A 13,663-nucleotide genomic window follows, 5' to 3' on the forward strand; every position below is an offset into this window, starting at 1 on the left:
TTTAGCAGGCCAACCCAAGACGCTCTGGATGAATCTGGGCCCCGGCTTTCGCCGGGGAGACGAGTTTGGCGATCGGGTTCGGGCGAACCTTAAGTAACAATCGCAAGCCAATCTTTACCGCACCGGGACTTCAGTCCCGAGGCGTAAAGGGCCATCTTCCCAGCCATGGCCGTTCCCCCGCCCCCCTTCACCGACGCCGAGATCGACACCCTGGTCGAGACCTTCTATGCGCGCGTTCGTCGCCACCATCGCCTGGGTCCGATCTTCGAGACGGCGATCGGTCCCGACGGCTGGCCCGCGCACCTGGCGACCCTGAAGGACTTCTGGTCGTCGGTGCTGAACACCTCCGGCCGCTACAAGGGCCAGCCGGTGACCGTCCATCAGCACGTCGAGGGCCTGACCGAGGGCCTGTTCATGCCGTGGCTGAACCTCTTCCATCAGACCTGCGTCGAGCTGTTCGACGCCCCGCGCGCCGCCATCGTCGGCCAGAAGGCCGAGCGCATCGCCCGCAGCCTGAAGCTCGGCGTGTTCTTCAAGCCGGACGCGGTCGCTTGAGCGGCTTGGCCGACGAGGGCTTCGTCCGCTTCGAGGCTCCCGAAACCCAAGCCCTGCTCGGCGCCGAGGCCATGGCCCAGTGGCCGGCCTTCGCCGAAAGCTGGAACGACCTTCCCCTCGACGGCTTCATGGCCGACGGCGGCCGCTATCGTCGCCGGCGGTTCGCGGCCTTCGCCGCCCTGCCGGGCGAGGTCTCCCGCAAGCCGCACCAGCCGCACTGGCAGAGCCGCGACTACAACCCGCTGAACGGCGGCGTGCAGCGCTGGTTCGAGCCCGTCACCGACGCGATCGCCGAACACCCGGTAACGCAAGGCGTCATCCGCGCCGGCCTGGAGCGCTTCCACCCGCTGTCGGGATCGCCCGCCACGCCGTGGCACGTCGAGCTGCACCAGTTCCGCATCGAGGCCCGAGCCGACGAGGCGGGCCTGCCGACGCCCGAGGGCGCGCATCGCGACGGCGTCGACTGGGTGATCGTCATGCTGGTGGATCGTCGCAACGTCGACAGCGGCGTCACCGACATCTACGCGCCGGACGGGACCAGCCTGGGCTCCTTCACCCTGACCGCGCCCGGCGACGCCGTATTCCTGGACGACCACCGCGTGCTGCACGGCGTCACGCCGATCCGGCCGCACGATCCGGAACGGCCCGCCCTGCGCGATGTGCTGGTCGTCACATACAGGCAGGACCCGGACGCGCCACGGTAAAGCTCGCGGCGCGGTTGCGCCTGCGACCGTTTGCCTCACCGCGCGACCGTTTGGACGGCGATCACAACGTGACACGGTGAGGCTTGGCCCTTCGACAAGATTGAGCGTCCGCGTATGTCTCGAGACGACCAAGGCCTGCCGGGCGATCCGCCGCAGGAGCGACGCGCCGTCTTTTCCAGCGCGATGGCCGACGCCGTTCCGATCCTGATCAGCTATGTCGACCGCGAGCAGCGCTATCGCTTCGTCAACCGCGCCTACGAGCGCTGGTTCGGGGTCGACCGCTCGCAGATCGAGGGCAAGACCCTGGAGGAGGTTCTCGGCGCGCTGGCCTATGACCAGGTGCGCGACCATGCGGCCCGCGCCCTGACCGGCGAGAGCGTCATCTTCGAGACCGAGTACAACTACCAGCGCGTCGGGGTTCGCCACGTCGAGGCGCGGTACGTGCCGGACATCGCCCAGGACGGCGAGATTCCCGGCTACTACGTTCTCGTCAACGACATCACCGACCGCAAGACCGCCGCCGCCGAGCTGGAGCGGATGCTGGCGGGCGAACGGCGGCGCGGGGCCTTGCTCGATCTGGGGCAGCAACTGCGCGACGAGACCGATCCCCTGGCCATCGCCCAGACCGCCGCGCGGATGCTGACCGAGCACCTGAAGGTGGCGCGGGCCGGCTATGCGGAGATGGATTTCGTCAATGACGTGGCCGACATCGTCGCTGACGACGGGGGGGCCGATCGCAGCGTCGCCCCGTTGAGAGGGCAGCAAATCCGCCTCGAGGATTTCGGCCCCACGATGAGCGCCGACATGCGCGCCGGTCGCGCGGTCACGGTCGGCGACGTGGCGCTGGACGATCGCACCAACGCGGCGGACGCCCTGGAGGCCTACGCCACCCTCGGCGTGCGGGCCTTCATGACCATCTCCCTGGTCAAGAACGGCGCGCTGTCGGCCTATGTTTATATCTGCCACCAGAAACCGCGAACCTTCGCCCCCGACGAGGTCGCCTTCGCCGCCGAGGTCGCCGAGCTGATCTGGACGGCCCGGGAACGGGCCCGCTCGGACCAGGCCCTAAGGCGTGCGGCCGAGACCGAGCGCCTGCTGATCCGCGAGGTGGACCACCGGGCCAAGAACGTGCTGGCCGTGGTTCAGTCGCTGGCTCAGCTGACCCCGTTCCACAGCAAGGCGCAGTATGTCGAGGCGCTGTCGGGCCGCATCGGCTCGCTGGCCCGCGCCCACAGCCTGCTGTCGACGGCCCGCTGGAGCGGCGTCGATCTGCACGACCTGTTGCGGCTGGAGCTGGACGCCTATCGCTTCGAGGACGCCGCCCAGCAGACCATCGACGGCCCACCGGCCCTGATCGACGCCCGGGCCGCCCAGTCCCTGGCTCTGGTGATCCACGAACTCGCCACCAACGCATCCAAGTACGGCGCCCTGGCGAGGCCGGAGGGGCGGCTATCGGTGACCTGGAGCTGGGGCGCCGACGGCGCGCTGCATCTGATCTGGCGCGAGACGGCGAGCGTACGCATCACCCCGCCCCAGCGTCGCGGCTTCGGCTCGACCCTGATCGAAAGCGCCGTCAAGCAGGCCGCCGCCCGCGTTGCCCTGGACTGGCGGCCGGAAGGACTGGAGGTCCGCCTCGACATCCCGACCGGCGCCCAGGCCCGCACGGCCGAGAGCATCCCGGCCTATCGCCCCGGCCTGGCGGTCGACGACGGCCCGGCCCTGCGCGGCCAGCACGTCCTGATCGTCGAGGACGAGGCCGTGGTCGCCATGGAGCTGGCCCGCGTCCTGACCGCCGCCGGCGCCAAGGTCGTCGGCCCCGCGGGCACGATCGAAGAGGCGCTGGATCTGCTGAACGACGGCCAGCCGATCCACCGCGCCCTGCTGGACGTCAATCTGGGCGGCCGCCTGATCACCCCGGTGGCGGCGGCCCTGACCGACCAGCGCATCCCGTTCGTCTACCTGACCGGCTACCAGGAGCCCGACGTCGACGACGGTCCCATTCTGAGGAAGCCCGTCGCCACCAGCACCCTGTTGGGCGCCCTGGCCCGTGGCGCGCCAAGCGCGGCGCGGTAGGCTTCCGCTTTCTTTTGGGCGCGGGACAGCCCAGCCGAGTCTTGTGGCTTGAAATTGCAATTCGTTCTCAAGTAAGGACGAACCTTCAACGCCGAGGTTCGTCAGGACGCCGTGAAATCCGCCGCCGATCAGCATCGCCGCTCTTTCTGGCTGAAGCAGTTGCACCAGTGGCATTGGATCAGCGCGGCCTTGTCGCTGATCGGCATGCTGCTGTTCGCGATCACCGGCTTCACCCTGAACCACGCCGGCCAGATCGAGGCCAAGCCCGTGGTGGTGTCGCGCAAGGCGACCCTGCCGCCGGATCTGCTGGCCCTGCTGGCCAAGGGTCCGGAAGAGGGCAAGCGTCCCCTGCCCGTCCAGCTCGAGCCGTTCCTCGACAAGGCCGTCGGCGCCGAGGTGGCGGGCCGCGAAGGTGAGTGGTCGGCCGACGAGGTCTATGTCGCCCTGGCCCGGCCGGGCGGCGACGCCTGGGTCTCGATCGACCGCGAGACCGGCGCCGTCGAGCACGAGAAGACCACGCGCGGCGCGATCTCCCTGCTCAACGACCTGCACAAGGGCCGCAATTCCGGCAAGGCCTGGAGCTGGTTCATCGACATCTTCGCCGGCGCCTGCGTGATCTTCACGGTCACCGGCCTGATCCTGCTGCAGTTCCACGCTCGCGCCCGGCCGCTGACCTGGCCGCTGGTCGGGCTGGGCCTGGCCGCGCCCCTCATTCTCGTCATTCTTTTCGTCCACCTTTAGAGGCAGACCCCGTGAAGCGTTCGATCTCCCTGCTGACTTTTGCTGGCGCGGCCTTTGGCGCCGGCGCCGCCCCGGCTCTCGCCGCCGATCTCAACGTCACCGTCGAGGTGCCGAAGCTGACGGTCGCCGAGTACCACAAGCCCTACGTCGCGATCTGGATCGAGAACCCGGCCGACAGCACCGCCGCCGGCACCCTGGCCGTCTGGTACGACGCCGACAACCGCGAGGACAAAGGCGCCAAGTGGCTGAAGGACATGCGCCAGTGGTGGCGCAAGGCCGGCCGCGAAATGAGCTTCCCGGCCGACGGCGTCAGCGGCGCGACGCGCGCCCCAGGCCCGCAGAAGCTGGTCTTCGCCGGCTCCAAGGGCGCGCTGAAGGACCTCAAGCCCGGCGCCTATAACCTGGTCGTCGAAGCCGCCCGCGAGGTCGGCGGCCACGAGGCCGTCCGCGTGCCGTTCGTCTGGGGCCAAATGGGGGGCAAGCCCGGCAAGCCCGCCACGGTCAAGGGTTCCTCGGAACTCGGCGCCGTCACCGTTTCCGTGAAGTGAGAAAAGCCATGACCTTCAAGAAGCGCCTGCTCGCCGTCGCCGCCCCCCTGCTCATTGGGGGCGTGGCTCTCGCCCTGCCGATGACCGCCTCGGCCCACCGGGGCTGGATCGTGCCGTCGGCCACCGTGCTGTCGGGCGACGTCTGGGTGACGTTCGACGCGGCCATCTCCAACGAGCTGTTCTATCCCGACCACAACGCCATGCGCCTGGACGGCGTGGTCGTCACCGCGCCGGACGGTTCGGTCGACAAGATCCAGAACGGCGCGACCGGCAAGTACCGCTCGACCTTCGACGTGGCCCTGACCAAGCCGGGCACCTGGAAGATCGGCTCGGCCAGCCAGAGTGTGATGGCCAGCTACACCGAGAACGGCGAGGTCAAGCGCTTCCGGGGCTCGCCGGACGACTTCGCCAAGCAGGTCCCGGCCAGCGCCGCCGACCTGAAGACCATCAAGAGCTTCAACCGCAACGAAGCCTTCGTCACCCGCGACAAGCCGACGACCGAGGTCTTCAAGCCGACCGGCAAGGGTCTCGAACTCGTGCCGATCACCCACCCCAACGACCTGGTCGCCGGCGAACCCGCCAGCTTCAAGTTCCTGGTCGACGGCAAGCCCGCCGCCGATCTCGAAGTGACGATCGCCGAAGGCGGCTCGCGCTACAGCCCGCGTCCCGACATGAAGGTGAAGACCGGCGCCGACGGCGTCTTGAAGTTCACCCTGCCGGAAGCCGGCATGTACTGGATCAACGCCACGGTCCGCACCGGCGCCATGCCGGGTCGTGGTCCCGGTCCGGGCGGCCCCGGTGGCGCGATGGGCGGCGGGATGGGCGGCGGCCAGCAGGGCCCGGCCACGCCGCTGGCCGGCGACGGCTACAGCGCCGGCTACACCGCCACGATCGAAGCCCAGCGGCCGTAAAGGTCGACTGCTGAATGCTCCCTTCCCCCTTGGATGGGGGAAGGGTCGGGGATGGGGGTGGCGCCGCGTCAGGACTAGAGCCTGTCCCGTTTAGATGGAACCATCTAAACGGGATAAACAGGCTCTAGAATCAAACATTTAGAGCCCTTTTGAACGCTTTAGATGATTCCATCTAAAGCTAAAGGGCTCTAGCGACGTCGCGTCAGCCTCACCGCCGCATCACCCCCAACCCTGCCCTTCCCCCATCAAGGGGGAAGGGTTCGATTTGAGCGCCATGCCCCGCGTCCTCGTCCCCGCCCTGACCACGCCGCCCGCCCGTCCCGTCGGCGGGACCGTGCGCGCGTTCGGCGGCGCGACCATGGGGACGACCTGGGCGGTCAAGGCCGTGCTGCCGGCCACCACCGACCTCCCCGCCCTCGAGGCCATGATCCAGCGCGCCCTCGACGCCGTCGTCGCGCAGATGAGCCCGTGGGAGCCGCTGTCGGACCTCTCGCGCTACAACCGCGCCGCCGCCGAGAGCTGGACGATGCTGCCGGCCGAGACCGCCATCGTCCTGCGCCGCGCGATCGCGGTGGCGGAACAGTCGAACGGCGCCTTCGACCCGACCCTGGGCGCCCTGACCGACCTGTGGGGCTTCGGCCCGCGCCCCTTTTCCGGAGGGCCGCCGCTGGCGAGCGAAGTCGCCCCGCTGCGTGACGCCGGCGGCTGGACGCGCCTGACGCTGGACGGCGACGCCCTGTTCCAGCCGGGCGGCCTTCGCCTCGACCTCAACGGCGTCGCCAAGGGCTTCGGCGTCGACCAGGCCGCCGCGGCCCTCGATAGAGCCGGCGTGAAGAGCTACCTGGTCGAGGTCGGCGGCGAACTGCGCGGCGTCGGCGCCAAGCCCGACGGCCAGCCCTGGTGGGTCGAGCTGGAGCGCCCGCCGCCCAATGGCCTGACCGCCAATGACGCCGAACGCACCATGGTCGCCCTGCACGACCTGGCCGTCGCCACCTCGGGCGACTACCGCCGGTTCTTCGACCACGACGGCCGCCGCTACGCCCACACGCTCGACCCGGCCACCGGCGCGCCGGCCACCCACGCGACCGTCAGCGTCACGGTGCTGGCCAAGGACTGCATGAGCGCCGACGCCTGGGCCACGGCCCTGACGGTCATGCCCCCCGACGCCGCCCTAGCCTTCGCGGCGAGGCATGACCTGGCCGCGTTGATCGTCAGCCGAGGCGCCGACGGCCTGGAAGAACGTCTGTCCCCCGCCCTGCGAGCGATGCTGGACTGATGGTCGACCTCTCAGCCTTCGCGCCCGAGACCCGCCGCCTGATCGAGGCCGGCGCCGTGGCCGGCGTCTACGCCCTGTTCTGCGCGGGTGTCGCCCTGCGCGAGACCCTGCGCCGCCGCGCCACACGCAAGGCGACCCTGGCCCTGTCGGAAGGCGCCGGCGAACCCATCCTGGTCGCCTATGCCAGCCAGACCGGCTTCGCCGAGGAGCTGGCCAACGCCACCGCAAGGACCCTGGCCGAGGCCGGCGCGCCGGTGACCTTGCGCGAACTGTCCAGCGTCACCGCCGCCGACCTGACCGGCCCCGCCCTGTTCGTGGTCAGCACCACCGGCGAGGGCGACGCGCCCGATCCCGCCCGCGCCTTCATCCGCGACGTGATGAAGGACGGGGTCGACCTGGCCAGCCTGCGCTACGGCGTGCTGGCTCTCGGCGACTCGACCTATGCCGCGTTCTGCGCCTTCGGCCGCTCGCTGGACGCCTGGCTGGCGCGGTCCGGCGCCGCGCCGCTGTTCGACCGCGTGGAGGTCGACGACGGCGATCCGGCCGCCCTGCGTCACTGGCAGGGGCAGCTCAGCCTGCTCACCGGCGTCACCGGCGTCACCGGCGCGCCCGACTGGAGCCGTCCCGCCTACGGCCGCTGGACCCTGGCCGAGCGGACCTTGCTCAACCCTGGCAGCCCCGGCGGCGAGGCCTGGCATATCCGCCTCGTCCCAACAGACGGCGCGACCTGGGAAGCCGGCGACATCCTGGAGATCGGCCCGCGCAACGACCCGGCCGAGGTCGCCGCCTTGGGCCTGCCCGCGTCGCTCACCAACACCTTGTCGGGCCTGCGCCTGCCGCATGAGCCCGCCGCCATCGAGGCCCTGCGCGGCCTGTCGGCCCAGGCCGTGGCCGAGCGCCTGTCGCCGCTGCCGCACCGCGAATATTCGATCGCCTCGCTGCCCAGCGACGGCGGCGCCGAGCTGATCGTCCGCCTCATGCCCCGCGCCGACGGCGCGCCGGGCCTGGGCTCGGGCTGGCTGTGTCGTTTCGCCGAGATCGGCGGGACGATCGACGCCCGCGTGCGGACCAACCGCAGCTTCCACGCCCCCGAGGCCTCGCGCCCGCTGATCCTGATCGGCTCGGGAACGGGCCTGGCCGGCCTGCGCGCCCACCTGAAGGCCCGCGCGGCCCTGGGCGTCCGATGGAACTGGCTGGTCTTCGGCGAGCGCACCGCCGCCCACGACTATTTCCACCGCGAGGAGATCGAGGGCTGGCGGGCTTCGGGCCTGCTGGACCGAGCGGACCTAGCCTTCTCGCGCGACCAGGCCGAACGCGTCTACGTCCAGCACCGCCTGCGCGCGGCGGCCGACGTGTTGCGCCGCTGGGTGGCCAATGGCGCGGCCATCTATGTCTGCGGGTCGCTGGAGGGGATGTCACGCGACGTCCACGCGGCCCTGGTCGAGGTGCTGGGCGCCGAGACGCTGGAGCGGCTGACCGACGAGGGGCGCTATCGGCGGGACGTGTACTGAGCCCAAAATAGCTTGTCATCCCGGCCGCAGCGCGCCGATCCGGGACCGCAGTAAACGCGGCGCTTGTAGCGGTCCCGGCTCTCCGCTTCGCTGCGGCCGGGATGACAAGCTATTTTGGGCCTAGAAGAGAGTTTCGCTCCTCCGGCGTATTCGCCCCACGCAGCCTTCCCATCGCCCCCTCCGGCACAGGCAAGCTCACCAACCCCGCCCGCTCCACGAACCGACGCAGGGGCCACCCGGCCTCGGCGTCGGCCGGAATCGCACGCGTCTCGACCACCATCGGAACCGGCAGGCCCTCGTAGTAGCCGCCGCCCATCAGCAGCGGCGCCAGGTCCTCCGGCAGCACCGTCGGCGCATCCACGGCCAGCACCAGCAGCCGCGCCGTCCCCAGCGCCCGCGCCCCGGCCAGCACCCCGCCGACCGGTCCCGCGAAGTCCGCGTCGTCCGGAACCCACGGCAGGCCGAAATCCGCTCCCGCCGTCACCAACGCCTCCGCGCCGACCGCCTTCGCCAAGGCCGCCACCCGGTCCACCGCCCGCGCGCCGTCCCAATCGAGCAAGGCCTTGTCGCGCCCCATTCGCCGGGACGCGCCGCCACACAGAATGATCGCGCCGAAAGAGGTCATGTCCACGTCTTAGCAGGATTTTGCGCTGGTCTTCCAAGCTGCGCCCGAAGCGGTCTAGTGTCCGCCCCGCAAAGGGACGAAGTAACAATGAGCCAGCCTGTCGAGCGCCAGCGTCGTCGGACGACCCAGAGCGCCACCATCCGCGACGTGGCCGCCCGGGCGGGCGTCTCGCCGATGACCGTCTCGCGCGTCATCAACCGCGAGAGCACCGTCAAGGACGGGACCCGCGCCCTGGTCGAACAGGCCATCGCCGACCTCAACTACGCCCCCAACCCCGCGGCCCGCAGCCTGGCCGGCAGCGCGCCCTTCCGCATCGGCCTGCTCTACGACAACCCCTCGACCGGCTACCTGTCGGAGTTCCTGGTCGGGGCCCTGGATGAGAGCAGCCGCACCGGCGCTCAGATCGTCATCGAGAAGTGCGCCGAACCGGAGCTGGCTGGCGCCACCCTGGCTCGCCTGCTGAAGACCGGCGTCGACGGTCTGATCCTGCCGCCGCCGCTGTGCGAGTCGCCCGAGGTGCTGGCCGAGATTCGCGCCGCGGGCGCCGCCGCCGTGGCCGTCGCCCCGGGCATGACCAGCACCGACATGGCCACCATCCGCATCGACAACGAGGCCGCCGCCTACGAGCTGACCCAGCATCTGATCAGCCTGGGCCACAAGCGCTTCGGCTTCATCAAGGGCCATCCGAACCAGACCGTCAGCCAGCAACGCCTGGACGGGTTCATGGCCGCCCTGAAGGCCGCCGGGATCCCCATGGAGGACATCCGGGTCGAGCAGGGCTATTTCACCTATCGCTCCGGCCTGGAAGCGGCCGAGCGGCTGCTGGCCGCCGAGCCGCGGCCGACCGCGATCTTCGCCGCCAACGACGACATGGCCGCCGCCGCCGAGGGCCTGGCGCACAGGCTGGGCCTGGACGTGCCGGGCGACGTCTCGATCGTCGGCTTTGACGACACCTCGATCGCCGACAACATCTGGCCGGCCCTGACCACCGTTCACCAGCCGATCGCCGCCATGGCCCGCGCCGCCGTCGACCTGGTGCTGGAAGAGATCCGCCGCAAGCGTGACGGCAGCGGCGAGCCGAGGCAGCTCGTGCATCCCCACACCCTGATCGTGCGGGATTCCAGCGGGCCGGTCAGCAAATAGATCACCCTAGCCAGCCGCGCCCTCGGCGCGGGACGCGGCGTTTGGCGGATTGGTCTGACAAGTCGCTTGCGGCTTAGACATGTTAGCGCTACCAAGTGCCTGATCAACGAGCGCCGCCTGTCGGCAGCTTCCAGACGCTCGAACTTGGGGAGACGACGCCGTGGGCGTGAGTGAATTCCTTCCGGAAGACTGGAAAGACGCGACCTTGCTGGGCCGCATCGACTTCGGCGATGGCCCTACGCCCGTGCTGGTGCGCGGCGGTCGTGTCGAGGACGTCTCGAAGATCGCCCCCACCGTCGCCGACCTGATGAACGCCTATCCGCCCGGCTCCGTAATCCCGCGTGGCGAGGACAAGGGGCCGCTGGAAGCCCTCGACATCCGCCCTGTGTGGGAAGACGCCGACGGCGCCGCAGCCGTGAAGCTGCTGGCCCCCGTCGACCTGCAATGCCTGAAGGCCGCCGGCGTGACCTTCGCCGTCTCGACCCTGGAGCGGGTGATCGAGGAACGCGCGCGCGGCGACGCCGCCGAGGCCCTGAAGATCCGCGAGCAGCTGGCCGAGAGCATGGGCGGCGACCTGCGCAGCGTGAACCCGGGCTCGGAGGGCGCCGAGCGCCTGAAGCAGACCCTGATCAAGGACGGCCTGTGGTCGCAGTACCTCGAGGTCGCCATCGGCCCCGACGCCGAGATCTTCACCAAGGGGCCGACCCTGTCGTCGATGGGCTGGGGCGACCATGTCGGCGTCCGCTATGACAGCCACTGGAACAATCCCGAGCCGGAAGTCGTGCTGCTGTGCGACGGCCAGGGCCAGATCCGCGGCGCCTCGCTGGGCAACGACGTCAACCTGCGCGACTTCGAGGGCCGCAGCGCCCTGCTCCTCAGCAAGGCCAAGGACAACAACGCCTCGTGCGCGATCGGGCCGTTCTTCCGCCTGTTCGACGACGCCTTCGGTTTGGATGACGTCCGCTCGGCCGAGGTCGAGCTGAAGATCACCGGCCGCGACAACTTCGTGCTCGACGGCAAGTCGAACATGAGCCTGATCAGCCGTGACCCCGCCGTGCTGGCCGGCCAGGCCTTTGGCAAGCAGCACCAGTATCCGGACGGCTTCGCTCTGTTCCTGGGCACCATGTTCGCGCCGATCCAGGACCGCGACACGCCCGGCCAGGGCTTCACCCACAAGGTCGGCGACCGCGTCCGCGTCTCGACGCCGAAGCTGGGCGTGCTCGAGAACGAGGTCACCACCTGCGATCGGGCCAAGCCGTGGACCTTCGGCATCTCGGCCCTGATCCGCAACCTGGCCGGCCGCGGCCTGCTCTAATCCAGATCCAAGGAGCTCGGCGATGACCGACACCCTGCGCCACTATATCGGCGGCGAACGCGTCGCCGCCGACGCCCCGGCCGAGAGCCTGAACCCGTCGAACACCAACGACGTCGTCGCCAAGGTCCCGATGGGCGGCCAGGCCGAGGTCGACGCCGCCGTCGACGCGGCCAAGAAAGCCTTCCCGTCGTGGTCGGAAGCCTCGCCGGAAGTCCGCTCGGACCTGCTGGACAAGGTCGGCTCGACCATCATCGCCCGCAGCGCCGACATCGGCCGCCTGCTGGCCCGCGAAGAGGGCAAGACCGTCGCCGAAGGGATTGGCGAGACCGTCCGCGCCGGCCGCATCTTCAAGTACTTCGCCGGCGAGGCCCTGCGTCGCCACGGCCAGAACCTGGAAAGCACCCGCCCCGGCGTCGAGGTGCAGACCTATCGTCAGGCCGTCGGCGTGTTCGGCCTGATCACGCCGTGGAACTTTCCGATCGCCATCCCGGCCTGGAAGGCGGCTCCGGCCCTGGCCTTCGGCAACACCGTGGTCATCAAGCCGGCCGGCCCGACCCCGGCCACCGCCAACGTGCTGGCCGATATCATGATGGAATGCGGCGCCCCGGCCGGCGTGTTCAACATGCTGTTCGGCCGCGGTTCGATGGGCGACGCCCTGATCAAGCACAAGGACGTCGACGGCGTCTCGTTCACCGGCTCGCAGGGCGTGGGCGCCCAGGTCGCCGCCGCCGCCGTGGCCCGCCAGGCCCGCGTGCAGCTGGAGATGGGCGGCAAGAACCCGCTGATCATCCTGGACGACGCCGACCTGGAGCGCGCCGTCGCCATCGCCCTGGACGGCTCGTTCTACGCCACCGGCCAGCGCTGCACCGCCAGCTCGCGCCTGATCGTCCAGGACGGCGTCCACGACAGGTTCGTGGCCCTGCTGGCCGAGAAGGTCGCCGCCCTGCGCGTCGGCGATGCGCTGGACCCCAACACCCAGATCGGCCCGGCCGTCTCCGAAGACCAGATGGAGACGAGCTACAAGTACATCGACATCGCCACCTCGGAAGGCGGCCGCGTGGTCACCGGCGGCGAGCGCCTGAAGCTCGAAAATCCGGGCTGGTACGTGCAGCCGACCCTGATCGCCGACACCCAGGCCGGCATGCGGATCAACAACGAGGAGGTCTTCGGCCCCGTCGCCTCGACCATCCGCGTCGGCTCGTATGAAGAAGCCCTGGAGGTCGCCAACGGCGTCGAGTTCGGCCTGTCGGCCGGCATCGCCACGACCTCGCTGAAATACGCCCGCCACTTCCAGCGTCACGCCAAGGCCGGCATGACCATGGTCAATCTGGCCACGGCCGGCGTCGACTACCATGTGCCGTTCGGCGGCTCGAAGAGCAGCTCCTACGGCGCGCGCGAACAAGGCTTCGCGGCGGTCGAATTCTTCACCCAGACCAAAACCTCCTACTCGTGGTCCTAAGCAGCATGTCGTCAGCCATCTATCCCAGCCTGAAGGGCAAGCGCGTCGTCATCACCGGCGGCGGCTCGGGCATCGGGGCCGGCCTCACCACCGGGTTCGCGCGGCAGGGCGCGGAAGTGATCTTCCTCGACATCGCCGACGAGGACTCCAGGGCGCTGGAAGCCGAACTTTCGGGTTCGGCCATCCCGCCGGTCTACAAGCGCTGCGACCTGATGAGCCTGGACGCGATCAAGGCGACCTTCGCTGAGATCGGCGACATCGACGTGCTGGTCAACAACGCCGGCAATGACGACCGCCACAAGCTGGGCGACGTGACCGGGGCCTATTGGGACGAGCGGATCAACGTCAACCTGCGCCACATGCTGTTCTGCACCCAGGCCGTCGCGCCGGGCATGGCCAAGCGCGGCGGCGGTGCGGTGATCAACTTCGGCTCGATCAGCTGGCACCTGGGCCTGGAGGACCTGGTCCTCTACGAAACCGCCAAGGCCGGCATCGAGGGCATGACCCGGGCCCTGGCCCGCGAGCTGGGCCCCGACGACATCCGCGTCACCTGCGTGGTGCCCGGCAACGTCAAGACCAAGCGCCAGGAGAAGTGGTACACGCCGGAAGGCGAGGCCGAGATCGTCAAAGCCCAGTGCCTGAAGGGCCGCCTCGTGCCCGAGAACGTCGCCTCGCTGGTGCTGTTCCTGGCCTCGGACGACGCGGCGCTGTGCACCGGTCACGAATACTGGATCGACGCGGGGTGGCGTTGACAACGCCCCCTTCCCCCTCGATGGGGGAAGGGTTGGGGATGGGGGTGATG

At 69.9% G+C, this 13,663-nt stretch carries 13 protein-coding genes; 12 read left to right on the forward strand and 1 reads right to left on the reverse strand.

From position 1 onward, the window contains the following. Window positions 1–165: 165 nt before the first annotated feature. The 8 genes from AC1RJ9_RS11960 to AC1RJ9_RS11995 all read left to right on the forward strand — a co-directional run bounded on the left by AC1RJ9_RS11960 (window position 166) and on the right by AC1RJ9_RS11995 (window position 8,319). On the forward strand, window positions 166–555 hold the full coding sequence (locus tag AC1RJ9_RS11960) for a group III truncated hemoglobin (protein WP_492837107.1): 390 nt from the start codon (window positions 166–168) through the stop codon (window positions 553–555). Continuing rightward, the gene (locus tag AC1RJ9_RS11965; RefSeq protein WP_492837108.1) at window positions 552–1,259 is read left to right on the forward strand and encodes a 2OG-Fe dioxygenase family protein; all 708 of its coding nucleotides are present in this window, start codon (window positions 552–554) and stop codon (window positions 1,257–1,259) included. The genes AC1RJ9_RS11960 and AC1RJ9_RS11965 overlap by 4 nt, the downstream gene beginning before the upstream one ends. A 114-nt stretch (window positions 1,260–1,373) precedes the next feature. Next, entirely contained in the window at window positions 1,374–3,332 is a 1,959-nt protein-coding gene (locus tag AC1RJ9_RS11970; RefSeq protein WP_492837109.1) for an HWE histidine kinase domain-containing protein, read from the forward strand. Between the two features lie 111 nt (window positions 3,333–3,443). Then, window positions 3,444–4,073: a PepSY-associated TM helix domain-containing protein gene (locus AC1RJ9_RS11975; protein ID WP_492837110.1), complete on the forward strand. Its 630-nt coding sequence runs from the start codon at window positions 3,444–3,446 to the stop codon at window positions 4,071–4,073. A gap of 11 nt (window positions 4,074–4,084) precedes the next feature. Beyond that, window positions 4,085–4,621: a DUF2271 domain-containing protein gene (locus AC1RJ9_RS11980; RefSeq protein ID WP_492837111.1), complete on the forward strand. Its 537-nt coding sequence runs from the start codon at window positions 4,085–4,087 to the stop codon at window positions 4,619–4,621. Between the two features lie 8 nt (window positions 4,622–4,629). Further along, window positions 4,630–5,532, forward strand: a complete 903-nt coding sequence (locus AC1RJ9_RS11985; RefSeq protein ID WP_492837112.1) for a DUF4198 domain-containing protein — start codon at window positions 4,630–4,632, stop codon at window positions 5,530–5,532. A gap of 274 nt (window positions 5,533–5,806) precedes the next feature. Continuing rightward, window positions 5,807–6,808 (forward strand): FAD:protein FMN transferase, encoded by a 1,002-nt coding sequence (locus AC1RJ9_RS11990; protein WP_492837113.1) that lies wholly within the window; start codon window positions 5,807–5,809, stop codon window positions 6,806–6,808. Continuing rightward, window positions 6,808–8,319, forward strand: coding sequence for a sulfite reductase subunit alpha (locus AC1RJ9_RS11995; RefSeq protein WP_492837114.1), 1,512 nt, complete (start codon window positions 6,808–6,810; stop codon window positions 8,317–8,319). The genes AC1RJ9_RS11990 and AC1RJ9_RS11995 overlap by 1 nt, the downstream gene beginning before the upstream one ends. 109 nt (window positions 8,320–8,428) lie before the next feature. On the opposite strand, the gene mobA is transcribed toward AC1RJ9_RS11995, so the two are convergent. Then, window positions 8,429–8,944: a molybdenum cofactor guanylyltransferase gene (mobA, locus tag AC1RJ9_RS12000; RefSeq protein ID WP_492837115.1), complete on the reverse strand. Its 516-nt coding sequence runs from the start codon at window positions 8,942–8,944 to the stop codon at window positions 8,429–8,431. 87 nt (window positions 8,945–9,031) lie between these two features. Between mobA and xylR the strand changes: the two genes are divergently transcribed. The 4 genes from xylR to xylB all read left to right on the forward strand — a co-directional run bounded on the left by xylR (window position 9,032) and on the right by xylB (window position 13,613). Next, entirely contained in the window at window positions 9,032–10,087 is a 1,056-nt protein-coding gene (gene xylR, locus AC1RJ9_RS12005; protein WP_492837116.1) for a transcriptional regulatory XylR, read from the forward strand. A 160-nt stretch (window positions 10,088–10,247) separates the two neighbouring features. Continuing rightward, window positions 10,248–11,402, forward strand: a complete 1,155-nt coding sequence (locus tag AC1RJ9_RS12010) for a fumarylacetoacetate hydrolase family protein (protein ID WP_492837117.1) — start codon at window positions 10,248–10,250, stop codon at window positions 11,400–11,402. Between the two features lie 22 nt (window positions 11,403–11,424). Beyond that, window positions 11,425–12,861, forward strand: coding sequence for an aldehyde dehydrogenase family protein (locus AC1RJ9_RS12015; RefSeq protein WP_492837118.1), 1,437 nt, complete (start codon window positions 11,425–11,427; stop codon window positions 12,859–12,861). Between the two features lie 5 nt (window positions 12,862–12,866). Next, complete coding sequence (gene xylB / locus AC1RJ9_RS12020; protein ID WP_492837119.1) at window positions 12,867–13,613, forward strand: D-xylose 1-dehydrogenase; 747 nt, start codon at window positions 12,867–12,869, stop codon at window positions 13,611–13,613. The last annotated feature ends 50 nt before the right edge of the window (window positions 13,614–13,663 follow it).

The sequence above is a fragment of the Caulobacter sp. GW822-FHT07D08 genome, from assembly GCF_058798735.1.